Source organism: Desulforhopalus glucosivorans (assembly GCF_054397165.1).
Genome location: NZ_AP044854.1, coordinates 3,301,061 through 3,326,767 on the forward strand (window position 1 = coordinate 3,301,061; position 25,707 = coordinate 3,326,767).

A 25,707-nucleotide genomic window follows, 5' to 3' on the forward strand; every position below is an offset into this window, starting at 1 on the left:
CATCTACCGGATTCAGGGTTCAATTTTCTTGAGTAACTTTGATTATCGCACTTGTGCCGGGAAAAGGCAGGTAGAGAGATATCCCCCAATCCATGAGAAAGGTTCCTGAGAACAACCCTGAACTTTTTTCTGCCAGCACATCAGAAAGTTGTGTAATCTTTACCGGATCAACAGGGTGAAGAAACTGAAGTTCATAGCTCCCATTTTCGTTCAAACCGGTAAGAACAACAGATCTATCAGCGGACTGTACATCAATTTCACACTGATGGACAAAGAAGATAGCTTCAGATCTATCCTCATTTACAATCCCATAGCCTGTACGGTTGTTACTACGATCGTCTAACCGCACATAGGTCCCTGTGTGGAAGAGTTCTCTATGTTCTTTATACAAAGAGATAAATTCACGAACTTTTTGCTCACTTTCAGGAGAAAGCTCCAGAATATCAAACTCAAAACCAAAGTGATAAGCGATAGATACAACAATCCTGAAGTCAATTTCAGTGACCCTGCCAGAGGTATGGCATAACTCAGGTCCTGCATGACTACCGATTACTTCAGGGGGGAAAAATATACTGGCGCCTTTTTGGATTTGTAAACGACGAAAAGGATCATTGGAATCACTTGCCCAAAAACGTTCAGTACGCGCCAACACTTCATAATCAACACGTCCCCCGCCAGAGGCGCAACTTTCTATTTCCAGCCGGGGATGTTTCTTACGTATTTTGTCAAGTAACCCATAGAAGGATCTTGTCTGTTCGGATACAGCAGCAGCTCCGCTAGACCCGGCTTCAGTAAGAATTCTGTTCATATCCCACTTTACATAATCAATGGGATATGTCTCCAGTAACGTGTCTATCTTTTCAAATAAGTATTCTATGACTTCTGGTAGGCAAAGATTCAGAACCAGCTGGTTTCTGCCTCGCTGACGATTAAAGCCATCAAGGCAAAGTATCCAGTCAGGATGACCCGTAAACAGCTGGCTCTTCTCATTTACCATCTCCGGCTCAAGCCACAAGCCAAATTGCATCCCCAACTCTTTGACATGCTTGCAGAGTGGACCTAATCCTTCAGGATATTTTTTGCTGTCCGGCCACCAGTCGCCTAGAGCCTGGGTATCATCGGATCGATCATGAAACCAGCCATCATCGAGCACGAAACGCTCTATTCCAAGCTGTGCCGCCTTTGAAGCCATTGCCTTTAACCGATCCATATCATGGTCAAAGTACATTGCCTCCCAGGTGTTGACCTGTACTGGTCGATCTGTCGACCGTATAGTCTGGGGGACAATATTTGATCTGAAAAATGTATGGAAGTTTTTTGAAATAGTGTTCAGGCCTGAATCAGAGCAGGTTGCATACACCCATGGGCTCACATATTCACAGCCTGGCTCTATTGTACCTTCACCCGGCAGAAACAATTCGCCAAACTGTAGCTGCTTGCTCCCATCCGGAATATGTTCAGCAATAGATCGGGAATTACCACTCCAGCCAAAATGTGCAGCGTAGATTCTTCCCGTTGTTTCCTCAATTGTGCTCTCGGCCGCAAGCAGAGCGGGGAAATATTCGTGGGAGGTTCGTCCAGTTCTGTTTTCAACTTGCACGCTCCCTTCAGAAAAAGGAACAGTGCTGGTCATAAACTCACCGGTCCAACAACCGTGGAATTTCATCACATGCTTGCAAAATGATGGTACAGGAAGAGAAGCAGCAGCACAAAAATGAATAGAGTACGGGGAGACACCCTTATTTACTATGCACGTTCGTCTCTGCAGAACATTGCTCGGACCATCAATTGCTACCTCTAAATTAAGAGCAATGTGTGCCTGCTGATCTTCGTAGCTAAAAACAGCACTATTTGGGGTTGAGTCAACAGCAACGAGTGTAAAGTTCTGCGCCCAATGTTCCCCTTCGCGCTCGCCTATAAGGGCTGGACTGCCCCTAAAGCCGGTACCAGTTTCAGGAAAAATATTGAGTTGATATGGTTTATCGAGACCAGCTTGAAAAACTGGGGCATTGTGAGCACCTGTTAAATGAGCTGTATCCTCATTCTCAGGTAAACGACTCCCCCAATAGCTGACCACAGGTAAGCTGTCATCTGATATACTCAGGAGATAGGTACAGTTTTCACTATCGAGTCGAACCACAGACATGTTTTTATTATCCCTTTGTTGAACCTAGAGTAAGGCCTGCGATAAAATGTTTTTGCATTGCAAAAAACATGGCCACCGGTGGCAGTGCAGCAATAATCGACCCCGCTGAAATCATTTGCCAGGAAGCTGTCCACTGACCCTTTAATGCCTCAAGACCTGCTGTTACCGGCCGCACGGAATCACTCTGGACAAGTACCAGGGCCCAGAAATAATCATTCCAGACAAAGGTGAAAATCAGCACTGCCAAAGCTGCAAGAGCGGGCCTGATCAGTGGCATGATTATGGTGAAAAATATCCTCAACTCCCCAGCCCCGTCGCATCGTCCTGCTTCTATAAGACTGTTAGGTAGTGCCTTTATAAAATTTCTGAGAAAAAAAGTACAAAACCCTGCCTGAAAGGCAATGTGGAACATCACCAAGCCCTGAATAGAGTCATACATCCCCATACTCACGGTCAGATTCCTCACAGGTATCATAAGAATCTGAAAAGGGATAAAGTTGCCAGCAATAAACATGGCAAAAAGAAAGGTGTTCGACTTGAATCGATATTTGGCCAGCGCAAATGCCGCCAGTACAGAAATTGTCAGCGAACCAATCACAGTAGGAACAGTTATCAGAAGACTATTAACGAGAAACTGCCCCATGGGGGTGGTTTTAAAAACTCCTGTATAGTTTTCAATTATCCTCCACTCAGTGGGAATGCCCCAAAAATTTCCCATATTAATGTCGGCAAGGGAACGAAATGATGTCATAAACATGGCACCAAGGGGAAGCAACCAGATAAGCAGTACAACAACTACACCTATCTTATATACTCTTTGGGTCGTTACAGACCGGTTTTCTATGGGTTTAGGATACATTATGCCCCCGCTTTTTCCTGGTTGAGAAGTCGAATTAAGAAATAGGCGATATACACACTCATAATGAGGAATAATACTGTAGCGATAGCCGCCCCATACCCCATTCTGTAGTTTGTGATTGATTGTTCATACATAAAAAAGGCGAGAACACTGGAACTATTATAGGGCCCACCCTGGGTCATAATGGCTATCAGGTCAAAACTTCTGAGAGAACCAATCACCGTAACAACTATCGCAATAAATGTTGCTGGCCGTAACTGCGGTAAAATAATATGCCACAAGGTGTGTATCCCCGTACAACCATCAATCTCAGCGGCCTCAATTAGACTTTTATTCACCCCATTAAGACCTGTTAGATATAAGATCATGCAATAGGCGACCTGTGGCCATAAGCCGGCGCCTATAATGGCTAGAGTAACGCCAGTTTCACTGGATAAAAGTGCAAGGGGCTCAGATATAATATGCATGCCCATGAGGACCTTATTGAGCAGACCAAAGCTCGGATCGTAAAACCAGGTAAAAACCAAGCCAACAACAATCTGGGAAATGACAAATGGGAAAAAGAAAAGTGATTTCACCACTCTCATCATCCTGCCCTGTTGATTCAGGAAAAGAGCAATAACAAGTCCGATGGGAGGTGCTAAGAGATAAAGGATAACCCACATAAGGTTGTTTTTCAGCGACGTCCAGAAGACTTCATCATCAAACAATTCTCTATAGTTATCAAGTCCAACAAATATCTTTTCCGGGCTGAGGCCATCCCAACTATAAAATCCCAGGATGAGACTTTGCATAATAGGATAGAGAACATACAAAGAAAACATGAGCAAGGCTGGCGCCAAAAACAGCCATGGGACGATATGTACCTGATTTTTTTCCCAGAAATCTTTCATGCGGACTCCACTACAATATGTATAGAGAGGGTCTGTACCTTCTCATTACTTTTGTAAATGTTCAGTAACACCCAGCGCATGTCAGGTCAGCCCAAACTCTATGGTTCTACGTATACTGTCTGGACTAACCTGACATTCCTTTGAGCCCCATAAACTCGCTCAGAGGTATGTATGGTTCAAAAACTTCATTGAGTGCTACACTCTATTGGACGACTATTTCACCTTATAGATTCTCTTACGAGCCTTTTCTATTCTTTCTAAAATCTTGTCGAGACGATCCGGTTTTGCCATAAATTCCTGAAAACCTTTCATGCCGATCTTTGCCATTTCAGGCTTGGTATCACGATCATAAAATTGAGCAGTTCCTGCTGACTCAGAAAGCATTTTATTACCAATATTGAGGTAATAATTATCAGTCACGCCAGCGTCTTTATGGGTTGGTAGCTGCTCTAGAGCATCGTTCATTAAACGGATAATTTCTGGTCGTGCGATAAATGCGAGAAATTTCTTGGCATCTTCCTTGTTTTTCGCCTTGGCTGGAATTGCAAGAAGATCTGTTGGAGCATCTTCATACATTTTTACAGCCGGGTCGATGACAGGAAACTGAAAGAATCCCATGCTATCTTTTAATTCTTCAGGGAAGTTGGGAACAATAAAGTTACCAATCAGATACATTGCTCCCTTGCCTTGATAAAAGAATGGCTGCGCATCCTGCCAGGAGTATGAAGTGTGATTTGCAATATAGTAGTCTGCATCAACCAGCTCACGCCATTTAGCAAAGGTATTTTTAACCCGCTGATCGGTATAGGCGATCTCCCCGCTCATTAGCTTCATATGAAAATCCAGGCCATTAACCCTGAGATTCATGTAGTCAAACCAACCGGCAGCCGGCCAGAGGTTTTTAGTACCGATTGTAATTGGCGCAATCCCATTTTCTTTCAGTGTCGCACAAGCTGCTTTAAAATCTTCCCAGGTTTCAGGTACCCCAATACCATACTTTTCAAAGAGATCTTTTCTGTAATAAACGCCCCACTGGTAGTAGGTATAGGGCAGGCCATACTGCTCACCGTCAAAGGTAACACCAGGTTTGGTGGAGGCCATTTTGTCGCTCAGTCCATTCTGCTCCCAGACGTCACTAATTGGCTCAATCAAACCTTTAGCTACGAAACTGTTCATTCTCTCGCCGGAATACCAAAACACAACATCGGGGGCCTCGCTGGACAACCAGTTTCTGATGGATGCTTTATAACTTTCATGGTCATAAACATTGAGCTCAGCGGTGATATCCTTATGCTCTTTGTTAAACTGTTCAACTGCCTGGGTAATAGCCTTTTTAGGGGCAGGATCTGATGTATCACTATTTATGATGATTGTGCCAGCGAATGCACTCTGGCCCGTGAGCAACAAAGCTCCAGATAAAACTGCTGCTAATACTCCCGTTTTCATAATCTGACTCCTCTGATTCCATTATTTTTCATTATATTGATCAATAATTCTCAGATATTAACTACCTAAACACACCAAAAATCATCATCAATACCAAACCAACAATGCACTTATCCGATTCGTTTTTCTGACTCCGGATCAAAAAGATGTAGTTCGCTGTTGTTAATACAGATCTTTTCCATCTCTCCTCCCTTAAAACTTTTTCGACCTTCTATCTCGGCCACAAGCTCAAGATTTCCAGCCTTTATATCAAGAAGAGATGAGCTGCCTGTCATCTCTGAGAAGACGACTTCTCCCTGAAATGAATTTTCCTTAAAAGAAAGTGTTTCATCATAGAGGTAAAAGGCTTCTGGTCGTAAGCCCAAAATAACATCCTGACCTTCCACAACATTTTCACTATTCTTTTCATTCAGTTGGATATCAATATCACCAACCTTTGCAGCCAACCCTGTCTCTGTCTTAACAATTGTGCTTTCAATCATATTCATAGATGGATTACCAATAAATCCAGCCACAAACATATCAGACGGAGTTTCATAGACTTCAACAGGCGTACCTACCTGATGAATATTGCCATCCTTCATTATTACAATCCGGTCAGCAAGAGTCATTGCCTCGACCTGATCATGGGTAACGTAAATAGTCGTGGTTTTCAGTCGCATATGGAGCTTTTTCAATTCCATACGCATCTGTGTGCGAAGTTTTGCATCAAGATTAGATAGAGGCTCATCAAAGAGGAAAACCTCAGGATCTCTCACCAGAGCCCTGCCCATGGCAACCCGTTGTCGCTGTCCACCGGAAAGGGCTTGGGGCTTTCGCTTCAACAAATCAGTAATACCTAGAATTTCTGCTGCCTTTTCAACGCTTTTCTTCCTCTCAGCAACAGGAACCTTCTTCATTTTCAAACTAAACGCCATATTCTCAAACACCGTCATATGCGGATACAAGGCATAATCCTGAAAAACCATGGCGATATTTCTCAGTTTAGGTGGGATATCATTGACTAATTTGTCACCTATAAATATTTCACCGCCGGAAATACTCTCAAGGCCAGCTACCATCCGAAGCGTTGTCGATTTACCGCATCCTGAAGGCCCGACCAGGACAATAAACTCACTGTCCTGTATCTCCAGATCGATGTCGTGAATCACCTTGATATCGCCGTATTGTTTAACAACTTTTTTCAACAGTACCTGTGACATAGCTTCTGATCCTTAATCAAATTTTAGTACCTTACTCCAGAAAGACTGTCATAAAAAAACAAGAAACCTGGAGGCTAATCTAACATTGATAACTTGGTATAACCGACAAGGCACTTATCCCGGCTTTACTTCTCGTTTACAGGGATGAGTACCTTCACCCCTCAGGTAATCGTGAGACTCCAAAGGGGTACGTATGCACCTTGCGTATTTCAAGTTTGCCAGAGTTAAACAGACCTCATACTAGTCCCATCTGACGCCTTACACACATAGAGTTGTGGCAGAATATTCATCCGTTTTCTATAACCTGCCCCCACATCCTGTATAAAATTCTGTTCGCTACCCTTTTTAACCAGTGCAACCGCACACCCCGCAAAACCGGCACCAGTCATCCTTGCGCCCAGGCATGCCTCGTGCTCCATGGCACACTCCACGATGATATCAAGAGCATTGCCGGAAACCTCAAAATCATCACGCAGGCTGAGATGACTCTCATGCATGAGTTGTCCAAGCAAAACGCCATCACCATTTTCCATAGCCTCTGCTGCCTGAAGCACACGCTGGTTTTCAGAGATAATATGCTTTGCCCGCAGATATGAGAGTGGAGAGAGTTGGCCTTTGTGTTGGACAAGAAGGTCATCACCCGCATCACGCAACAGCTCAACATTCATTATTGCAGCAGCATCAAAACATTGTGTTCTGCGCTCGTTGTAGGCTGAATCGACAAGTCCCCGCCTGGTGGTTGTATCAAGGATGACAATGGAGCTATTTTCGGGCATGGGACAACTTGTGAGTTGAATATCTCTGCAATCTATGAGTAGCGCGTGGTTTTTCCGACCATTGGCGCAAATCATCTGATCCATGACACCACAATTCATGCCCACCCAATCATTCTCCGCCCGTTGCCCTGAGAGTGCCATAGCAACAGGGTCCCACTCGATATTTGAGCTGTAGCAAAAAGCCTGAAGGGTCGCTAGTTCTAGCGCTGCAGATGATGACAAGCTCGCCCCCACCGGAATATTACTGGCGATAACCGCTTCAAAACCTTTCACATCGTGCCCTTCTTCCCGCAGGCCCCAGCAACACCCTTTTAGATACTCACCCCAACTGAACTTCTCTTTTTCAAATGAATCTGTTGAAAACTCAACTCTATTATTCAAGTCTGTTGAAACCACCTTGACTACGTTATCTTTCCGCGCTTTCACAGCCATCACAAGATACCGGTCAATGGCCATAGGCAGGACAAAGCCACCATTATAATCCGTGTGCTCACCTATCAGATTTACCCTGCCGGGAGACCTGATAATTCTCGTTGGGGGCGACTCAAATTCGTCTGTAAATCTACTGCAAATCTCTTCTTCTATTTTGGTTATATTTTTATCCACAATATTATTTGGTAGTTAATTTGTAATGAATACCTGATTGTGACCTGATCATTTCAGCAGCCTGCTCAGGCAGGATATCTCGTTGGGGGCAACCGAGCATTTCATAGCCAACCATAAACTTTTTGATATCGGCTGATCGAAGTAGAGGTGGATAGTAATGTGCATGAAGCTGCCAGTGGTCATTGTTTTTTCCATTTGCAGGAGCTCCATGCCATCCCATCGAATACGGAAACGATGTTTGAAAGAGATTGTCATATCTCACCAGCAACTCTTTCATAATTGCTGCCAGATCATGACTTTGGTTCCCATCTAAATCATCAAGGCGGAGCACATGCTGCTTTGGAAGTAACAGTGTCTCAAACGGCCAGATTGCCCAATATGGCACCAGACAAATCCAATGGTCATTCTCAACGACTATACGCTCCTGTTTTTGCTGTTCATGGGCAATATATTTGAGCAGTAGATTTTCTTTATACTGTTCTTTGTACGCTTGTTGATGTAGGTCTTCTTTAAAGGGCTCTTCAGGAATAAAATCACTGGCCCATATCTGTCCATGGGGGTGTGGGTTAGAACAACCCATTACCTCACCTTTATTCTCAAAAATCTGGACCCAGCAATATTTTTTATTGAGTTCTGCGCTTTGAGATTTCCAGACATCTACCACCTTCAGTAAGCCAGGCAAATCCATCTCGGCAAGGGTCAAGTCGTGACGCCTCGAAAAGCAGACCACTCGACAGATTCCATCAATAGACTCTTCTTTGAACAATCCATCCTCGTTGCTCTCATGCCCCAGATCACATTCGGCGAGTGCCTGGAAGTCATTATTGAAAACAAAGGTATCCTGGTACTCTTCATTTTTTTGTCCCTGCATCCGTGTGTTTCCTGGACATAGATAACACGTGTTGTCATACTTCTGACCAGATTGAGAAACGGCATCCTCAGTCTTACCCTGCCAGGGTCGCTGGGTCCTTTGAGGGGAAAGCAGCAGCCATTCTCCGGTGAGCGGGTTGTATCTTCTATGGGGCCGTGAATTCTTTAACTGTTCGTCCATCATGTGGATTTCCTGATGATGAGTTTAGTCTTTTCTACCTGGGTAACTGGTGGTACATTCTCACAACCTTTTTCAATCTGCTCCAGCAGTAATTTGGCGGCACTTTTTCCTATATTATAAGAAAACTGATCCACGGTCGTCAGGGGTGGATCAATAAGAGATGAGAGTGGATTGTTTGAAAAACCAGCGAGTGCTATATCTTCTGGAATTCGTATACCCCTCTCTTTTAAAACTACAAATGCCCCAAGCGCCACTGGATCGTTAACTGCAAAGATCGCATCCGGTGCAGGCAACAAAGTAAGAATTTTTTCTGCCCCTGATCTCCCATCTCGTCTACGATAGCCCCCACGTATAATAAGAGAATCATCAACCGCCAGACCAAGATCCAAAAGAGCATCCCGGTACCCCCGTTCTCTCTCCCTGCCGATCATGATATTTTCCGGTCCGGCAATATGTGCAATCCGTTTATAACCACGCTCTACAAGATGCGTAACAAGCTCATAAGCCCCCTGATAATCATCCACCACCACCTGGGTAGCAGTTATGTCTTTGTGGGTTCGATCAAAGAAGACAACCGGAATGTTCCTTTTCTTCAATATATCGAAATGACTGACATCAAAGGTTGTCTCGGAAAGGGAAACAAGAAGACCGGCGACCCTATTTGAAACGAGGGCGCGAAGGTTGAGTTTTTCACGCTCATAGTCTTCGTTGCTTTGACAAACCATGATCGTAAAACCAGCATTATACATAAGCTCTTCTATTCCACTGATTGCAGAGGAAAAAAAGTGATGCTGAATTTCTGGTACAATTATGCCAATGGTAGTTGTTCGCTGGTTTTTAAACCCTTGGGCAAGGGTGTCTGGAAAATAATCGAGGCGTTCAGCAATTTCTCTTACTTTTTCTTTAGTGGCTTTGCTGATATCGGGATGATTTTTCAAGGCACGGGATACAGTGGATGTAGATCTCCCTATCTCCCTGGCAATATCTGAAAGTGTAGCTCTGGACATAATACCTAACCCCGATAAACATAAAATATGTCAGGATAAGTACCTTCACCAAATTATCTGGAAGTCCACGCTTATCTCTCATCTAAAAACGCTGAGATACGCACCGATTTCGAAATAATGTATAAGGTGAGTCTTTTGCAAAAATAGAATTTTCGCTCAAGCTTGAGGCTTGTGAAATTTTACCACAGGCATATAAGTAATATTCCGAGGATAAAATTTTGAATAAAACGAAAATATTGAGCTAAAAGGCACTTTTGCAAGTGGCTCAGGTACTAACCTCTAAAGATTGTAATTAAGTGTTAGTGCAATCGATCCCGCAAACGTTCCCGCAAACGATTGCGGTGGTTGCAATAAATTACTATTTATGTATTCTGTCAATGTTTTTCACAAATAATTATTTATTTTTCGCTGGAGCATACAATGATCGGAGTTTACTACTATCCTGAACAATGGCCGGAAGCTCAATGGGAAAGGGATATCCAAAACATCAGTAAGTGTGGGATGAAGCATATCCACCTTGCAGAGTTCTCCTGGATTCATCTTCAACCAAACGAGGATGAATTTGATTTCCATTGGCTTAACAGAGCTATTGACCTTGCAGATAAACATAATCTCAAAGTTGTGTTGTGTACTCCAACAGCAACGCCTCCTATCTGGATGACTAAAAACCACCCTGAGATTCTCATGGTTAAAGAGACCGGTGCAAGAGTAACCCATGGATCACGTGCCCATAGATGCGTCAACTCTGAAAAATTCAGAATGTTTTCAGAACGTATCGCAACAGAGATGGCAAAGCGCTATGGACAGCATCCTGCTGTTATAGGTTGGCAAATAGACAATGAAATAGGCCATTACGAAAATGGAGGTTGCTACTGCAATTCATGCCAGCAAAAATTCACCCATTTTCTGAAAAACAAATACAAAAATATAGAAGAATTGAACAAAAACTGGGCTGGGGATTTCTGGTCTCAGAACTATCAGAGTTTTGAGCAGATTGAATTACCAAATGCTTACGCCTTACCCTACCTGCCCAATGAACACGCCCTGCTTGATTTTAAACGTTTTTTTTCTCTGTCGCTTTCAGACTATCTTGAAGATCAAAGTGAGATTCTCCGCAAGCACATCAATGAGAAGATGTGGATAACCCACAATTTCATGAAGGATGATCCCCACCATTTTGCCGGTCACGTGAAAAGTGGACTTGATCTGTACACCTTGACCATATATCCGGTGGCGGGTTTATACCATGGACAACAGGGCCGTGAACTCCACCGTATCGGCGATCCATACAATATTGCCTTCAACCATGACAAAACCAGAAGCCATAACGGCCGCTGGGGCATCATGGAGCAACAACCAGGACAGGTGAATTGGGGGCCACATAATGTCAGACCCTATCCCGGATCGACACGACTCTGGCTCTGGACTGCCATTGCCCATGGGGCAGAATTTCTTGATACATATCGGTATCGTCAACCGTTAGGCGGATCTGAACAGTACCATGAAGGAATTACAACTCTTGATGGGGTGGGCCTTTCTCCTGGCGGGCAAGATTTTATAAAAACTGCTGAAGAGTTACAATCTTTAGAAGAGCTGTTAAATAGTGAAAAGACTGGGACCGCGTGCCATACACAAAATCGCATTGCCCTCTGTATTGACTGGGACAGCCTTACCGCCCTTTCCATCCATCCCCAGAGTGAACTCTTTTCTCCCCACCAGTGTCTTGAATATTTTTACCGTGGATGCAAACGGCTTGGCCTTGAAGTCGACATAATTTATCCTGAGAATATTGAACAGATCTTCTCCTACGAACTTACCTGCGTTGTTCTGGTAGACCTTGCCAGTGATCATTTTGTCGATACCATCAGTAGATATGTGGCCGAGGGGGGCCATACAATTCTTTCTCCGCGGAATTTTTCAAGGCTCACCAACGGTCATTTTCCTGAGATAGAATATTCCCAGAGATTTGAACAACTGACAGGTTGTGTGTTTCAAGGATACGACGTTATGATTCCCGGCCATAAAGGGAAAATTGATCTACCGGCCGACTCAAAGAGTATTACCTGGCAGGCCTGGGCTGAACAAGTTCTACCTCCAGACAATAGTGAAATATTCGCCCTCCATGCAGACCAGTTCTACCAAGGGCAAACTGCGTCCTTTACAATGAAGAAAGGAAAGGGGCGAATTTCTTATATCGGTTTTGCAGAAAAAGAAGGAGTCGCAACACTTATGGAGCGCTATATTAAATATACCTTTCCAAAAAGTCCCGTTCTTCCGGATAACACCCTTTTCACTCGCCAAGGTTTTTTAGGGTTCTTTTTAAACTACAATGATCATGGGGTTACTCTACCAGCAGAAATACTCAAGAATGGAAAACTGCTATTGGGTGAACGGCAGGTGGGGCCTGCTGATCTGGCGATTGTTCAATATCCGTTATAAGGGTCACTTACTGATAATCTGACCCGAGTTGTTGCGTCGTAATGTACAATACAACAACCGGAGTCAGAAATATCATGCAGGAAACGGTGTTCCCTTTAAAAAAAATGATCCCATCAACTTAACTATTTTCAAAGAATCTTAAACTGATGTTTTATGCTGTAATGAATCAAGCCCTGCCCCCGGACCACTCTTCGACTATCAGATTCACGAGGGATCCAAAACTTTTCGAATCAAGATACCAATATCTTTTTTGGTAAATGGTTTCAGTGCAAACTCCTTAATACCCATGAATTTTGCTTTTTCCTCTGAGATAATAGTGGAATAACCTGTGCAAAGGATAATGGGAATATCAGGTCGAATCTGTAACATTCGTCTACTTAAGTCACTACCTGTCATACCAGGCATAGTCTGGTCTGTTATAATAAGATCAAACTGATCGGGTTGGTTCTGAAAGGTTTCTAAAGCCTCAAGACTGTTAGCTCTTACGGTTACATGATAACCAAGCCTCTCGAGCATGGCTTTGCCCATCGTGGCAAGTATTTCTTCGTCGTCAACAAAAAGGATTCTTTCTCTGCCAATTGGTATCTGGTCATTTATTTCATTTTCCAGTATTTTGCCTTTGTTTTCGACGGGCAAAAACACATGAAAAACCGTTCCTTCACCAAGTTCACTGTAAACGGTTATAACCCCACCATAACTTTTCACTATTCCATGGACCGTTGCGAGGCCCATCCCGGTACCCTTACCGACCTTTTTTGTTGTGAAATATGGGTCAAAAATTTTATTTTTAATGGCGGGCGCTATGCCTGGGCCTGAGTCGCTAATTGAGAACTGAATAAAATTCCCACATGCCACATCTGGTTCGTGTATAAGATCATCACTGCTGAGACTCACCTCTTTCATTGAAATGCCCAGTTTTCCACCAGTTTTTTCCATGGCATGAAAAGCATTGGTGCAGAGGTTCATCAATATTTGATTGAGTTGAGTTGGGTCAACAAAAACAAGACCTGTTACTGCATCAATATCTTGCGTAATATCAATGGTGGATGGCAATGAAGGACGCAGTAATGCTATTGTCTCTTTAATAATACTTGCCGGTTGCAAGTGTATACGCCCAGCATTATCTTGCCGGCTGAAAGCAAGTATCTGGCGAACGAGACTCTTGGCACGATTTCCGGCCTCTAACACCTCATCTAAATCTTCGGAAATAGTTGAGCCAGGTTGGCTTGCATCCCTTGCCATCTCGGTATAGCCAAGGATTGCTGTAAGGATATTATTAAAGTCATGAGCAATACCACCTGCAAGAGTACCGATTGATTCCATTTTTTGTGATTGTTGGAGTTTTATCTCCATATTCTGCTTCTCTTCTGCAGCGATTTTTTTGCCTGTCACATCTTTTGCCATGCTGACTATTAATTTCTGTCCACTAGGAAGTTCACCTAGGGGAGCCGAGCTAAAATCCCATACAATAGTATTGCCATCCTTTGTTTTGATTGTAAATTCACCCTCATCAACTCTCTCCTTGATGTTGTAAAGTGGTTCGATCAGTTCCCTGACTTCTTCATGCTTTTCTCCATAGACCTTTGCGGTCCAGTCGGCAATGGTTGGGATATCAGCATGTGAATATCCGGATAATTGGGTCCATGTCTCATTGACCATGATAATGCGACCATCTTCTGCATGCACCACGATGGGAAAGGGTGAGTTGGTAAATACATTACGAAGACGTTCTTCACTTTCAAGCAAGGCTTTCTCTACCCGCTTACGATCAGTGATATCTCTGGCAATGGCACAATTGTAAGCCTTACCTTCAAACTCGAAGTAGGTGGCGGATATATCAACAGGGATCTCTCTGCCTGTCTGATGCCTGAAAATCATTTCAGCTTCGACAGCTCCATACCTTGTCAGGTTTAGCCAGCTGGTTTGCCAGCCATCCATGGTTAACTCGGGACACACATCGATGAGGCGCAGCTGGGAAAGTTCCTCCTCTGAATATCCTAACATCGTGCATGCTGAGTTGTTAATTTGCTGAAAACTTGAATCAGAATTGATCCAGAATACAGCATCCTTCATATTATCAATAGTAACGCTATGGAGCCGAAGCTCTTTCGTTCGTTCCTCGATTGTTTGTTCCTGATTCCGAAAGAGCAGGGCATTGCGAAGCATTAAGGCCAAGACTTTCGAGAGTGTTGTCACCAGCTGTATTTCAGTTTGGATATGCAGTTTGTCAGGCAGCCCCAGGAGAAGCATGGCGCCAATACGTGTCCCTTGCGCGAGTAACGGGGCAGCTATAGATACGGCAAAATCATTCTCGGACAATAGAGAAGAAATATCCGAAGGTTCAGTCCCTTCCCAAAGGCTGGTTTTGTTCAATGCATGGCTGGCTTCATATAACAGTTTTGTCTCCGGCGACTCTGCCCATTCCCGACGTCTTTCTGGATTTACGGCCAAGAGATTGTGATTATCGTCCATACACTCAATAAGCAGGACACAGCGAGCGCCGGTTAATTCTCTAATTTCTTCGGTCAAATATTTGGAAAGCTGCCCAGGATTCTCCGAACGGGACAACATATTGTCCAGAATTTCCATTACCATTGCTGGAAAGGTGGGGTCTTGATGGATTATATCATAACTCATGCAGCCCCCCTGATCCATGCAACTCGTCCATAGCGTCCTGAATGCATTTACGCAAAGGCTCAAGCGATACCTGCAAGACTTCCCAAGGGAGGCCACAGTACCTTGAGCACTCCTTTAAATCTTCAATTGGCACCGGCTTTATCCCTGTATCTAAATACATAAGTTTGCTGTGCATTTCCCTCATTAAGCCTTCTGCATTGGCTTCATTAAGGCCCAGCTCGTTTTTAAAAATATGGTGCCAGCGGCTGGCCCACTCAGGTAAGAGAAAAAAAACACCTTCATGGGAGAGTCGTTTATACTCCCTACTCCCGAGTATCTGGTGAATACAGTTATGACCATGGACACGAACAACGTCAGGACTTTTGGTCAAGTCACTCATTTGCATGCAACAATCGCCATATATCAAAAGGGTTTTCTGATCCTGAGCACTCTTTCCTTCGAGCTGGGTCGAAAGTTTCTCCCCCAGCAGGTCCGGCCTCATATGAAGCATAGAACTTAAAAAGTTAATCGTCAAATTTGGCCAATAGCGCTTTTTCAGTACCAGAATCTCATCCTTATAAACCCCACAACACATGGCCGTAGATGTTTCTTTATTATCAGATTTACCCAGCATTCCAACCTACCTTTGCAAGCGCTTCACGCATGGCGTGCAGATTCTCTGGAGGTGTATTGTAAGGTACATCTGCACCCAATGAAACTAAGATGAAATGTGGATCTTTTTCTTCGTCTCGCTCATTAAGAATTGATCGACAAATAGTGTACACCTGATCAGCATCCATCACCTCCAGGCTTGGACCATGTGGCCCACTTAATAATACGGGACCGGCCCCGAGTACCTGCCGAGCCTTTGACAGGCCTTCTTCATAGCTGAGAGCATAACCAACAGCCGCGGGAAGTCCTTTTAGAATATCAAGGTGGGCCAGAAAGGTTGCACCACAATGATGAAGTACGGCAGGCCCGCTGATTTCGGAGAGGGCCTTGTCAAGCGCTGGGCGAAGTAAATGCTCTACTGTGTCACGCATGAGGACCGCAGGGGATGCATAACCGCAGGGCAGAAAAGCGATCATGGCACCTTCAGCAAACAGGGTATTGGTAAGCATGACAAAAAATTGATTAACTCTTTCCAATACCCGCTCAGCGTTTTTTGGATCAAAGAGCAACAATTCCATCCAACCCTCCATCCCCAAGACCAATGCCGGGATGTCTATTGGAGCCGGCAGACAGGCTGCCACGGGAACCCTCCCTTCAAATTCTGTTGCCATTAATCTAATGGATTTTCGAAGATAAAGTAGGTGAGGATTCGTGTCAAGGTCAGGCAAGGCGAGCCGGTCCCACTCTTTTAGTGAGGAAACAGCTGGTTTACTTATGTTTGGTGGGTTACTACGGGATTTCTTGATCTGACTGCCAAAAGCTGCACCTACCAAAGCAAAGGCAAAGGGGCCAAAAAGGACATCCGGTTTAAACTCATTGTTTACTGCAACCTGTCCGGCAGTATATGCTTCCGGATCAGAGTAGTATTGATCAAGGGGACAATCAGTCAATCGTGCTCCATATAGACTCAACACCGGAATAAAAGCCCTTCGATCCAAGGGGTTGCCTTGAAGTGTTCCATCAATTCTTTCGAAACAGTTCATGACGAATCCTCCGATAAAAGTGATGCGTCCCAGAGACGCTGGAAAAGAACCGGAGCGTCAATGGCAGTACGAGTCGTTCCATCACCTCCAACTTCCAGATCAAGTCCAGGGCAAACCAAGAAAACTGCGCCACCTACAGCGAGCTGAATACGGCCTGTCAGTTCCCGCTGGTCTAATTCTGCCCTCAGCTGTTTGATATTATGAGCGGTGGTCCGCATCATGGCAGAAACACCGATTACCCGGGCACCTATCTCAACAGCCTTATCCACAAACTCTTTAGCGAGTACATCGTTGCCAAGATCCTCCACGATCCAGCCATCTGCTTGCAGGAAGGTACCAATCATGCGTCGGCCTAACGAGTGGAAGTCGTCTTCGATATTGCCAATAACCACTGGTCCTTTAGTTGGCAGTATTTTATTACCATCCTTTTTATGCTCTGCCGCTTTTAACAGCGCATCTTCTGCTACTTTTGCCGCCATATAGGATTGAGCCAAGGTAAAATTTTCTGCAGTTCGCCATTCCTCACCAATGAGCAGAAGCGTTGGTTCCAAAACATCTTTAAGTAACCGATCATACCCGTGTTCATCTGCCCAGGTATCAAGAAGCAGACTTGCACTGTGGCGATCAGCTTTCTGAATCAGTTCTATTAAAGCATGCTGAATATCCATTGTTGCTATCTCCTTATCCTTTTCCAGGGGCAAAATGCTATGGTCAGATTTATTAACATATCCTTAGCTCTCGATTTCTGGCCGATATCTGGCATTGTATAAATGTTATCATTTTTTAATGTCAATTAAAAGACACTATCATACAAAGTGGCTTGAGCTCCAACTGGTTTTGCTGCAATGTTAACCACCACATTGTTCCATCTATCAATTAGTCCGTAATGCTTATCTTTAACTGACTATCTGGCGAAATTTTGCCAAATTTGCCTCTGTGAGGTAACAAATGACTGCAAAACAATTAAAAGGCGGAGAATACCTGATTGTGAATATGCCAAGCGAAAGCGTGTTCACTCCTGAGGATTTCAGTGACGAACAGAAACAATTTGGTGAAACGACGGAACTGTTTGCTAAAAACGAAAAAAAAATAAAAAAAATCTTGAGGAAATTGATCGTCAGAACTTTGATTTAGTCATTGCAGTGATGCGTAAATGCGGTGAACCTGGACTTTTGATGATGGATGCTCCATCATATCAGGATGCTCACTGACAAGATAATCTTGGAAAAGAGCAACATGCTTTGGGCTGCTGTTATTAATTTTCAGAATTTTCAACTGGCTCTACTTCTTTACCTGACATTTTTTTATTCACGATTTTTCAATTTACAGACAACCATTACACCAGTCTCAGGAAGTAGAGATCAGGTTAATTCTTGCAAATAGCGTAGCAGGCATAGAAAAGATACGGTATGCTCCTGCTGCTCCCTACTCAAACCTTTCACATTGCAAATAAAAAGAGAAGATGGAAACAGAGCTTGTCATTCCGCGGTTTCTCGCATCCAATACTGAGATGCAGAGCCTTCATGTCGATGATGTCACCTGTGTCGAATACAGAACCTCAAGAGAAGCCCGCAATATCAGAATACTTGTCACCACCTACCTCTTTGTAGTTGTACTGCGAGGTGAAAAAATCATCCACCTCCCTGATCGGGATTTACATATCAGAGCCGGACACGCGTTTTTTGCACGGCGAGGGAGCTACCTCTTCTCAGAGATACTTACCTCCAGTGATGAGTACAGAACACTTGTATTCTGCCTTGATGACAGTTTTTTACATCGCTTTCTTAAACGGCATGCGCCACTGCCAACTGCAGTTAAAGCTGGTCCCGATGAGCCAATTTTCAGAATCCACCAGACACCTCTGCTGCTTTCCTCCATCCAATCACTGCTACCCTACTTCATTCATACCAGTAACAACTCAGGGAGCCTGTTGAAACTTAAACTTGAAGAGTTGCTTTTACTTATAATCGATGAAGACAGTAACCAACTTTTTCGATCCTTTCTCCATCAGCTGCACTCCATACGTAAGCAAAACCTACTCGATATCATGGAGGATTATTTTAGAAAGCCCCTGAAGATCGAAGAGCTGGCCCAGCTCTCTGGTCGCTCACTCTCTTCGTTTAAACGTGATTTTCAAAACCTCTTTCAGGAGAGCCCCAGACAATGGGTTACAAATCGCAGGCTTGAGGAGGCACGGGCACTGCTTTTAAGCTCTGAAACCAATGTGAGTGAGGCCTGCTTTGCGGTTGGTTTTGAAAATGTCTCTCATTTCAGCCAGCTTTTCAGAAAACGATACGGGCGAAGCCCCAGCACTATGAAGGAGGAAATGGGTCAAGCTCCACTAATTGCCTTACGGTAATGTTCATAATTGCACCGATAGCGATAACCTTTGAGCCATAGAGAACAGCAGAAAAATGTCAGCAAAGTATCATCCTTGTCAACAGCTACAATGCAACAGGGAGTAAGATCCCGGCAACAGAAAAAGGAGATACCTATGAAACGTCTACTCATCCATGCGGCAATACCATTTTTTTTAGCAAACAGTGCAATGGCTGCTGATTTCACCGTCACAAGCCCCCAACTCAAAGATGGAGAGACAATGCCCATGGAGCAGGTACTAAATGGCTTTGGCTGCACTGGAGCCAACATTTCCCCGGAATTGAACTGGGAAAATGGACCAGAGGGAACAAAGAGTTATGCCGTAACGGTGTATGACCCTGATGCCCCAACCGGCAGTGGCTGGTGGCACTGGATCGCCTTCAATATACCGTCAAACGCAACCGGCCTGCCCACAAACGCAAGCGTCAACCCAGAAGCAAACGGTATGACCCAGAGCAGGACTGATTTTGGGACCTCAGGCTACGGTGGAGCTTGTCCTCCTGAGGGAGACACACCACACAGATACCAGTTTATGGTCTGGGCTCTTGACACTGACCATATTGATCTTGACGCAGAGGCTTCAGGAGCAATGGTGGGCTACTTCCTGAACATGCACAAGCTGGGAAAAGCCGAGCTCACTGTAAAATTCGGTAGATAATCCGATCCTCTAGCCTTTTTGGCGCTTCCATCCTGATCCGTCCTGCGTGGAAGCGCCGCATCTGCTCGACCATTCCTCCCAGACACCAACTCTACGGTCTTAACCTGAGACTATAATCGATATTTTCATGCTGCTGAATACGATAAAGTTGCAGGATGCTTTAGACATAATGTTCAAAAGTCGTATGTGATGCAGAAGAGGCTTACCGGTCGTCATATTACCGCCTTGAAGATGATTGGTGATCATTGCAATGGTGGGCAATTTCAGATCATTCATTTGAAAAAGGGAGACACCTACCAAGGCATTTTCCGCTTCAGTACACCCCATTACCCAGGTATTACTTCTCACCTTCGATGACCTTGCCTATCCGATTCCAGCGAACTCCAGATGGGCCTATAGAAAAATAGATTTGCTGTACCCTGCCAACAAGATCCCTCAGATCAATCGGACCAAAATCACGGCTATCGGTATGCTCAATCCCATTGTCGCCACCGGAAACAAGCACCGAGCCATGGGGAGCTGTCGCCGTGGTACCATCTGCATAGGTGACACTCTCACCCGGCAGAGCCGCCACCCGCCGAATATAAACCATGCTGCGGTCATCCGGATAGACATGGATGATAATGTCACCAACCTTAACCGGACCATGCCGGTAGATCATCCTGTCGACAAAGACATAGTCACCCTGCAAAACAGCCGGCCCCATGCTGCGACTAACTATTTTATAGGGAGCGACAATCCGTGTACGAGCATAATTTTCAGTGATACCAAGACAGATCCACCCAAAAATGAACACGGCTAAATAGACAATTCCAGAATTGTACGCTCTGGTAATATACTGAATCTGTAGTCGTGTACTGGTCTTTACTGCGTCAATAATTGCCCAGAGGTAAACACCGATTGCCGAGACAATAGCGAGAACAACAATAACAAGCAAGTATCCGGCAGGCAGAAATCCAGCTGCGTGCAAGATAATTTGTGGAACAGTCAGAAAAAAAAGTAGAAAACAGGCAGCCTTGATCAGCTCACCATTATAGACTTGGCCGAGACCAGGTATGCAACATGCCAGTAGACCGGCATATAATGTACGTCGTGGACTATGTTCGTTTTTCATTACGTTTACCTTGAAGTTATTGATGGCTAAGGAGCATTCTTTGGCGCTGGATATCAATGGCACAGAACCGGCAATAACAGACTACAGCCCAAACGTGCCAGTTGGGTTATTGCCAGCAGTATTGCTGAGCAGGATATCCCCCAACGCAGCAGCGGAATACTAAGGAAGTCTGTATTCTTTGCGTCCTCTGTTTTGCGCTTGTTTTCATATTTTCGTACGCTACGCATCACCCTTTCGGTGAAATCAGCAGGAACTCGATATTTACTCATTTTCATACCCTCCAAAATATTCTTTAAGCAATATGGTAAGTCGATTTCTCGCCCGGAAGAGACGGGATTTGACAGTTCCTGGAGCAATCTTGTCTTTATCGGCAAGAGCCTGAATCGAATAGCCATCAATGCTGCCGAGCAACGTGGAACGGTACGGTTCATCAAGCCGATGTAAACAGTCCCTCAAGGCCTGCGATTCCTCTCGGCCAATTATCATTTGCAATGCTGACGGTTTGCTATCCTCAGGTTCTTTAATAAAAGCGCACGTTAGATAATCATGGATTTTTTTCTTTCGTACAGCACTCTTTACCTGATTTCTGGCACAGATAAACAACCAGGCAGCAAAGGGTGTACCACGATCCTCATCGAAATCGGGCAGTGATTTATACACACTAAGAAACACCTCCTGACTTATATCTTCAGTGATCTCACGATCCAGAACGAGATGGAAAATATAGGACAGCAGCTGCCGATGATATTTTTCCACCAGCAGGGCGTAGGCCTCAACATCACCCGCTTTGATCGATCGAATTATTTGTCTGTCTTCCTGCATGCAGTTCATCTCCAACTGGATTAATCGTTGTCTGTTACATGTATATACGCAGAAAAATCGAAAAGGTTCCCGGTTTGCCCCTATCAATAAGTACATTTCTAATCCCGATAACGGGATAAGTAGTTTGTTAACTAGTCGCCGCTGAGAAACCAATCAACATATTGATATAAATGAACAATACCTCATAACACGAGTACTGAAATTGCAAATAAATGGTAATATCCCCCCCATAACCTTGCAATTTTAACCACGTTTATGAGGCGAAAATGAAAGGTAAGAGCCCAGACCATCGTCAACTGGATATGTTTAATCAGCGGTTAGCTGATCAGTTAAATCCCAAGCATCCACTATATCGTTTAGGCAATACGATACCCTGGGAAGAATTAGAGCATGAATTTTCTACACTCTATTCAGATATTGGCAGGAATGCGCATCCAATCCGCTTGATGGTAGGATTACTTATCTTGAAGCAGTTACGTAACTTGTCTGATGAGTCCGCTGTAGAAAGGTGGGTGGAAAATGGTTACTACCAATATTTCTGTGGCGAAGTATTTTTCAAATGAAAGTTTCCTTGTCACCCAACCAAGCTCGTTCTATTTCGCAAAAGAATTGGTGAGAAGGGAATTAAAAGAATACTCCAGATTTCAATCGAACTACACGGACCTAAAGCAAGAGAATATGAGCTACTGATCCATAGTACTGTCCAGTTCATGGGTAAGCGTTATCTTCAGACGTTATAAATGCTGTTAGGTTTTGGGAGCAACATGATTATGATACAATTCACACATTCCTTAGTATGAAAAGACCCTATCTAAACATGACATTTTTCAAGATACCAAACGGTTAATCCTTCGCAAGATCCAAAACTCCCCGTACCGTTTCCGCCAGATCTTTCTTGACAAAAGGTTTATAAATAAACGCCTTAAAACCAATTTCTGATGCTGATTCAGCTGATATTTTTTTACTATAGCCGGTGCAAAGAATTATTGGAATATCCGGTCGGACAGCCATACATTCAATAGCGAGGGCATCACCTGACATATTTGGCATGGTCATGTCGGTAATGATCAGATCGAAATCCTTTGATTTTGATTTGAAGAGCTCCAGTGCCTCAATACTACTGGTTCTTATAGTGACTGTGTACCCCAGACTCTCAAACACTCTGCCACCTATCCTGGCTAAGGGGGCTTCATCATCGACGAATAAGATCCGCTCGATACCTTTCGGGAGTTCCTCCTGCTCAAATGATTGCTGCACCTGACGCTTTTTAGTTATTGGCAAATAAACGCTGAAGGTGGTCCCTATTCCGAGTTGGCTTTCAACTCTCACCTTACCACCACTTTTTTCAACTATACCGTGTACCAAAGAGAGTCCCAAGCCGGTTCCTTCACCTTGAGCTTTGGTCGTATAATAGGGATCGAAAATTGATTTGATTGCATCGGGCGCAATACCAGTTCCAGAATCCGATACTTTTATCCTGACATATTCTGCAGGTTGCAATCCTTCGTTAATCATAGGTGATAATGCATCGATGCTTACATCCTGTAAGGCGACACCCAAAATACCACCGGATTTTTCCATGGCATGTACAGCGTTAGTACAGAGGTTCATCATTATCTGGTGTATTTGTATCGTATTACCCATGATTATAGAATCGCAGGTAATGTTCTGCCTGATTTCAATTGTTGTTGGAGTGGATGATCGAATTAATTTCAGTACTTCTCTGACGATTATATCAATCTGAATAGGTTTCATGGTCTCTTCTGATTGCCGGGAAAAGGCCAATATCTGCTGGACCAGATCTTTTGCACGTATTCCAGCTGAATATACTTCACGAAGGTCATCGACCAAATTTTTATCCGATTGTACTCTGGCAATTGCCAATTCGGTGTACCCGAGGATGGCTGAGAGAATATTGTTGAAATCATGGGCAATGCCCCCTGCCAACGTTCCGATAGATTCCATTTTCTGGGCCTGCAACAATTGATTCTCCAGCGACTTTCTCTCTTCTTCAGCGACTTTCTGCTTTGTAATATCGGTGACCAGACCAAAGCTCCCTGTGAACTCACCTTTTTCATTACGCAGCACCGATGGCGAAATTTCAGTGAGTAACGGAGTTCTGTTTTTTTGCTGCCAGATTAATTCGTAGGACGTTGTAATATTGCTTTTTCGAAGGATCAACTGCTGCTGTACAATTTTATTATTGTCTTCGTCAAGAAAAGCCCCATATTCGCAACCGATAACTTCTTCCACACTGTATCCGAGCATCTGCGCAAATTGGTTGTTACAGTAGCTGATAAGTCCTTTTCGATCGATCACGACAACGCCTTCACGCATATTTTCCAAAAGCGTGCTATTACGACGTTCGCTCGTCGCCAAAGCATGTTGGGTCCTGCGGACTTCGGAGATGTCTCTTGCAATTGTTAACTTGCCTTTATTATCCTCTTGGTAGCTTATTGGAGTGTTGCTGATATGGTATATTTTTCCGTCATTTGGAGATTGCAGCTCATAGATTACTTTCTGGCCGGACAACACCTCAGATATTTTGCACCACGGACAAGGACTTTGCCGATTATACAGTGCCGTATAGCAAAACGACCGATCATCGAATAATCGCCGTTCCAGATTCGGATTTGCATAGATTACCTGGTAGTCACTGGATGTAACATAGACATCGTCATCCATGGATTCCATAATAGCGCGATATCGTTCTTCACTCATGGCCAGGGCATTTTCTGTCAGTACACGACGATCTATTTCCACCTCTAATTGACTATTTCGTTCCGACAATTCTTCTGTACGCTGGGTTACTTTGTGCTCAAGCTGCTCATTGGCTTGACGCAGAGCCAGGTCGGCCATTTTTTTTCGTATCTGTGCCATGGTCAGAACACCAGAAAATCCGCCAATAAGGAGGACACCAGCAATAATCGCCCAGCGAAAGTTTCGTTTCAGCTCGGCAATGGATGAATCTAATGCTGCGGTGGGCACCTGTGAAACGATTTTCCAGTAATAATCATCCCCGTTCAAAATCCGGCTGCTTTTGCCTGTAGCACTCGCAGATCCTGTACTTGAAACATATCCTTTGCGCAAAGGACGAACCGTTGTAAAGGTGAACAGACCGTCCTCTGTTGTTACCTGACCTGTCTCTCCCCCATCGATTGAATTGTTCCACAGATCCGGGGCTATAGTTTTTAGACAAAACGATTTCCGTCCCGGGAACATAAAGCCCCACTCCTGTTCACGATTTTTTCCGTGCAGCCAATAACCTTCGCTGTTGAGCAACATAAGGTCGCCTGGCTGCGTAAGAGCCCAATTATGGATCTTGTCAAGCATCTCCTGGCCCTTATAATTCAAAATAACAGCCCCGAGTTTATTTCCTTGGTTGTCTACGACCACCTGACCCACGCGAAGCATAGGTTTTAAGGGATATTCAATTTCACGATTTTCTATATTGAGATCCAGTGGAGAGATAAATACCTCGCCCTTTTTCAACTGAATTGTGTCCCAGAAATAATAGCGTTTACCCTTGTCCTGCAGGAGTTCTGGCGGGACAACAACAGGGACATCCTCACCGAAGTTGACCCTGATTTGCTCCATTCCGTTTTTGTCTAAAAGCCGCACTTGGTCGTAAACTGGATGGTTTTTAGCTAAAGAAAGGAATATATCCTCCAGTCTCTTAATCGCGGCTTTGCTCTGATGTTTATTCTGTGCTTGTAAAAGATTGTTACTGCAGATTTCCGCAAGGAAACCCAGGTCGGCCTGAATAGGATCGATGGTATCATGTATCAGTTGCAGGCCCGTACGCACCACGACTTTTTCCTTATTGGCAACAAGTTCGCGGTGGTTTGCCGTCTCAAGATGATAAATAAAGAGAGAAATTGTCAAAAAAAGAACCACTAGAGGGGCGAGCAAAAGAACAAATCGATACAAAAATGTGGCCGGAAATATAACAGGTTCAATTTGCTTATTAGCCATTAGGATTCCATCATTTTTACTATAGGCTTAAAATTCTGGACACCAAATAAATCTATTCAAAAT

22 protein-coding genes and 1 pseudogene are annotated in these 25,707 nt (G+C 44.1%); 5 read left to right on the plus strand and 18 right to left on the minus strand.

Features of this window, described 5'->3' with window-relative positions; genetic code table 11:
* Positions 1-19: 19 nt before the first annotated feature.
* The 8 genes from ACX6CI_RS14305 to ACX6CI_RS14340 form a co-directional block, all read right to left on the minus strand.
* Positions 20-2,146 (minus strand): alpha-galactosidase, encoded by a 2,127-nt coding sequence (locus ACX6CI_RS14305; RefSeq protein ID WP_458774322.1) that lies wholly within the window; start codon positions 2,144-2,146, stop codon positions 20-22.
* Between the two features lie 7 nt (positions 2,147-2,153).
* Complete coding sequence (locus tag ACX6CI_RS14310; RefSeq protein ID WP_458774323.1) at positions 2,154-3,005, minus strand: carbohydrate ABC transporter permease; 852 nt, start codon at positions 3,003-3,005, stop codon at positions 2,154-2,156.
* Entirely contained in the window at positions 3,005-3,898 is an 894-nt protein-coding gene (locus ACX6CI_RS14315; RefSeq protein WP_458774324.1) for a carbohydrate ABC transporter permease, read from the minus strand. Before ACX6CI_RS14315 ends, ACX6CI_RS14310 begins: the two co-directional genes overlap by 1 nt.
* A gap of 213 nt (positions 3,899-4,111) precedes the next feature.
* On the minus strand, positions 4,112-5,344 hold the full coding sequence (locus tag ACX6CI_RS14320) for an ABC transporter substrate-binding protein (protein WP_458774325.1): 1,233 nt from the start codon (positions 5,342-5,344) through the stop codon (positions 4,112-4,114).
* 110 nt (positions 5,345-5,454) lie between these two features.
* Positions 5,455-6,546 (minus strand): ABC transporter ATP-binding protein, encoded by a 1,092-nt coding sequence (locus ACX6CI_RS14325; protein WP_458774326.1) that lies wholly within the window; start codon positions 6,544-6,546, stop codon positions 5,455-5,457.
* A gap of 224 nt (positions 6,547-6,770) precedes the next feature.
* Positions 6,771-7,928, minus strand: a complete 1,158-nt coding sequence (galK, locus tag ACX6CI_RS14330) for a galactokinase (protein WP_458774327.1) — start codon at positions 7,926-7,928, stop codon at positions 6,771-6,773.
* A 4-nt stretch (positions 7,929-7,932) separates the two neighbouring features.
* Positions 7,933-8,979, minus strand: a complete 1,047-nt coding sequence (locus ACX6CI_RS14335; RefSeq protein WP_458778470.1) for a UDP-glucose--hexose-1-phosphate uridylyltransferase — start codon at positions 8,977-8,979, stop codon at positions 7,933-7,935.
* Entirely contained in the window at positions 8,979-9,986 is a 1,008-nt protein-coding gene (locus ACX6CI_RS14340) for a LacI family DNA-binding transcriptional regulator (protein WP_458774328.1), read from the minus strand. The genes ACX6CI_RS14335 and ACX6CI_RS14340 overlap by 1 nt, the downstream gene beginning before the upstream one ends.
* Positions 9,987-10,406: 420 nt before the next feature.
* Between ACX6CI_RS14340 and ACX6CI_RS14345 the strand changes: the two genes are divergently transcribed.
* Entirely contained in the window at positions 10,407-12,425 is a 2,019-nt protein-coding gene (locus tag ACX6CI_RS14345) for a beta-galactosidase (RefSeq protein ID WP_458774329.1), read from the plus strand.
* Between the two features lie 204 nt (positions 12,426-12,629).
* Here the strand turns inward: ACX6CI_RS14345 and ACX6CI_RS14350 are convergent, their stop codons facing one another.
* Genes ACX6CI_RS14350 through ACX6CI_RS14365 form a run of 4 tightly spaced genes read right to left on the minus strand, consistent with a single transcriptional unit; the run spans position 12,630 to position 17,364 of the window.
* Positions 12,630-15,062 (minus strand): hybrid sensor histidine kinase/response regulator, encoded by a 2,433-nt coding sequence (locus ACX6CI_RS14350; RefSeq protein WP_458774330.1) that lies wholly within the window; start codon positions 15,060-15,062, stop codon positions 12,630-12,632.
* The gene (locus tag ACX6CI_RS14355) at positions 15,052-15,675 is read right to left on the minus strand and encodes a DUF1638 domain-containing protein (protein WP_458774331.1); all 624 of its coding nucleotides are present in this window, start codon (positions 15,673-15,675) and stop codon (positions 15,052-15,054) included. Before ACX6CI_RS14355 ends, ACX6CI_RS14350 begins: the two co-directional genes overlap by 11 nt.
* Positions 15,665-16,696, minus strand: a complete 1,032-nt coding sequence (locus ACX6CI_RS14360) for a uroporphyrinogen decarboxylase family protein (protein ID WP_458774332.1) — start codon at positions 16,694-16,696, stop codon at positions 15,665-15,667. Before ACX6CI_RS14360 ends, ACX6CI_RS14355 begins: the two co-directional genes overlap by 11 nt.
* Positions 16,693-17,364, minus strand: a complete 672-nt coding sequence (locus tag ACX6CI_RS14365; protein WP_458774333.1) for a cobalamin B12-binding domain-containing protein — start codon at positions 17,362-17,364, stop codon at positions 16,693-16,695. The genes ACX6CI_RS14360 and ACX6CI_RS14365 overlap by 4 nt, the downstream gene beginning before the upstream one ends.
* Positions 17,365-17,644: 280 nt before the next feature.
* On the opposite strand from ACX6CI_RS14365, the gene ACX6CI_RS14370 reads away from it, so the two are divergent.
* Positions 17,645-17,830, plus strand: a complete 186-nt coding sequence (locus ACX6CI_RS14370) for a hypothetical protein (protein ID WP_458774334.1) — start codon at positions 17,645-17,647, stop codon at positions 17,828-17,830.
* Here the strand turns inward: ACX6CI_RS14370 and ACX6CI_RS14375 are convergent, their stop codons facing one another.
* A complete protein-coding gene (locus tag ACX6CI_RS14375) occupies positions 17,831-17,971 on the minus strand; it encodes a hypothetical protein (RefSeq protein ID WP_458774335.1) in 141 nt (46 codons plus the stop codon).
* Positions 17,972-18,158: 187 nt separating this feature from the next.
* Between ACX6CI_RS14375 and ACX6CI_RS14380 the strand changes: the two genes are divergently transcribed.
* A complete protein-coding gene (locus tag ACX6CI_RS14380) occupies positions 18,159-19,055 on the plus strand; it encodes a helix-turn-helix transcriptional regulator (protein WP_458774337.1) in 897 nt (298 codons plus the stop codon).
* Between the two features lie 135 nt (positions 19,056-19,190).
* A complete protein-coding gene (locus ACX6CI_RS14385; RefSeq protein ID WP_458774338.1) occupies positions 19,191-19,733 on the plus strand; it encodes a YbhB/YbcL family Raf kinase inhibitor-like protein in 543 nt (180 codons plus the stop codon).
* 99 nt (positions 19,734-19,832) lie between these two features.
* On the opposite strand, the gene ACX6CI_RS14390 is transcribed toward ACX6CI_RS14385, so the two are convergent.
* The 4 genes from ACX6CI_RS14390 to ACX6CI_RS14405 are packed head-to-tail and all read right to left on the minus strand — an operon-like array spanning position 19,833 to position 21,669.
* The gene (locus ACX6CI_RS14390; RefSeq protein ID WP_458774339.1) at positions 19,833-20,081 is read right to left on the minus strand and encodes a hypothetical protein; all 249 of its coding nucleotides are present in this window, start codon (positions 20,079-20,081) and stop codon (positions 19,833-19,835) included.
* On the minus strand, positions 20,071-20,847 hold the full coding sequence (lepB, locus tag ACX6CI_RS14395; RefSeq protein WP_458774340.1) for a signal peptidase I: 777 nt from the start codon (positions 20,845-20,847) through the stop codon (positions 20,071-20,073). Before lepB ends, ACX6CI_RS14390 begins: the two co-directional genes overlap by 11 nt.
* A gap of 53 nt (positions 20,848-20,900) precedes the next feature.
* Positions 20,901-21,116: a hypothetical protein gene (locus tag ACX6CI_RS14400; protein WP_458774341.1), complete on the minus strand. Its 216-nt coding sequence runs from the start codon at positions 21,114-21,116 to the stop codon at positions 20,901-20,903.
* Positions 21,109-21,669, minus strand: a complete 561-nt coding sequence (locus tag ACX6CI_RS14405) for an RNA polymerase sigma factor (RefSeq protein ID WP_458774342.1) — start codon at positions 21,667-21,669, stop codon at positions 21,109-21,111. Before ACX6CI_RS14405 ends, ACX6CI_RS14400 begins: the two co-directional genes overlap by 8 nt.
* 302 nt (positions 21,670-21,971) lie before the next feature.
* Between ACX6CI_RS14405 and ACX6CI_RS14410 the strand changes: the two are divergent.
* Positions 21,972-22,328 (plus strand): annotated as a pseudogene (locus ACX6CI_RS14410) (transposase); the annotation flags it as partial.
* Positions 22,329-22,512: 184 nt separating this feature from the next.
* On the opposite strand, the gene ACX6CI_RS14415 reads toward ACX6CI_RS14410, so the two are convergent.
* Positions 22,513-25,644, minus strand: coding sequence for a hybrid sensor histidine kinase/response regulator (locus ACX6CI_RS14415; protein WP_458774343.1), 3,132 nt, complete (start codon positions 25,642-25,644; stop codon positions 22,513-22,515).
* Positions 25,645-25,707: the final 63 nt, after the last annotated feature.

Bases quoted from the DNA above. Each gene is read 5' to 3' on its own strand.
- ACX6CI_RS14310 (WP_458774323.1), bottom strand. From the start codon at position 3,005: ATGTATCCTAAACCCATAGAAAACCGGTCTGTAACGACCCAAAGAGTA.
- ACX6CI_RS14315 (WP_458774324.1), bottom strand. From the start codon at position 3,898: ATGAAAGATTTCTGGGAAAAAAATCAGGTACATATCGTCCCATGGCTG.
- ACX6CI_RS14365 (WP_458774333.1), bottom strand. From the start codon at position 17,364: ATGGATATTCAGCATGCTTTAATAGAACTGATTCAGAAAGCTGATCGC.
- ACX6CI_RS14305 (WP_458774322.1), bottom strand. From the start codon at position 2,146: ATGTCTGTGGTTCGACTCGATAGTGAAAACTGTACCTATCTCCTGAGT.
- ACX6CI_RS14370 (WP_458774334.1), top strand. From the start codon at position 17,645: ATGACTGCAAAACAATTAAAAGGCGGAGAATACCTGATTGTGAATATG.
- ACX6CI_RS14350 (WP_458774330.1), bottom strand. From the start codon at position 15,062: ATGAGTTATGATATAATCCATCAAGACCCCACCTTTCCAGCAATGGTA.
- ACX6CI_RS14355 (WP_458774331.1), bottom strand. From the start codon at position 15,675: ATGCTGGGTAAATCTGATAATAAAGAAACATCTACGGCCATGTGTTGT.
- ACX6CI_RS14360 (WP_458774332.1), bottom strand. From the start codon at position 16,696: ATGAACTGTTTCGAAAGAATTGATGGAACACTTCAAGGCAACCCCTTG.
- ACX6CI_RS14325 (WP_458774326.1), bottom strand. From the start codon at position 6,546: ATGTCACAGGTACTGTTGAAAAAAGTTGTTAAACAATACGGCGATATC.
- ACX6CI_RS14335 (WP_458778470.1), bottom strand. From the start codon at position 8,979: ATGGACGAACAGTTAAAGAATTCACGGCCCCATAGAAGATACAACCCG.
- ACX6CI_RS14385 (WP_458774338.1), top strand. From the start codon at position 19,191: ATGAAACGTCTACTCATCCATGCGGCAATACCATTTTTTTTAGCAAAC.
- ACX6CI_RS14400 (WP_458774341.1), bottom strand. From the start codon at position 21,116: ATGAGTAAATATCGAGTTCCTGCTGATTTCACCGAAAGGGTGATGCGT.
- ACX6CI_RS14405 (WP_458774342.1), bottom strand. From the start codon at position 21,669: ATGCAGGAAGACAGACAAATAATTCGATCGATCAAAGCGGGTGATGTT.
- ACX6CI_RS14415 (WP_458774343.1), bottom strand. From the start codon at position 25,644: ATGGCTAATAAGCAAATTGAACCTGTTATATTTCCGGCCACATTTTTG.
- ACX6CI_RS14345 (WP_458774329.1), top strand. From the start codon at position 10,407: ATGATCGGAGTTTACTACTATCCTGAACAATGGCCGGAAGCTCAATGG.
- ACX6CI_RS14320 (WP_458774325.1), bottom strand. From the start codon at position 5,344: ATGAAAACGGGAGTATTAGCAGCAGTTTTATCTGGAGCTTTGTTGCTC.
- lepB (WP_458774340.1), bottom strand. From the start codon at position 20,847: ATGAAAAACGAACATAGTCCACGACGTACATTATATGCCGGTCTACTG.
- ACX6CI_RS14380 (WP_458774337.1), top strand. From the start codon at position 18,159: ATGGAAACAGAGCTTGTCATTCCGCGGTTTCTCGCATCCAATACTGAG.
- ACX6CI_RS14340 (WP_458774328.1), bottom strand. From the start codon at position 9,986: ATGTCCAGAGCTACACTTTCAGATATTGCCAGGGAGATAGGGAGATCT.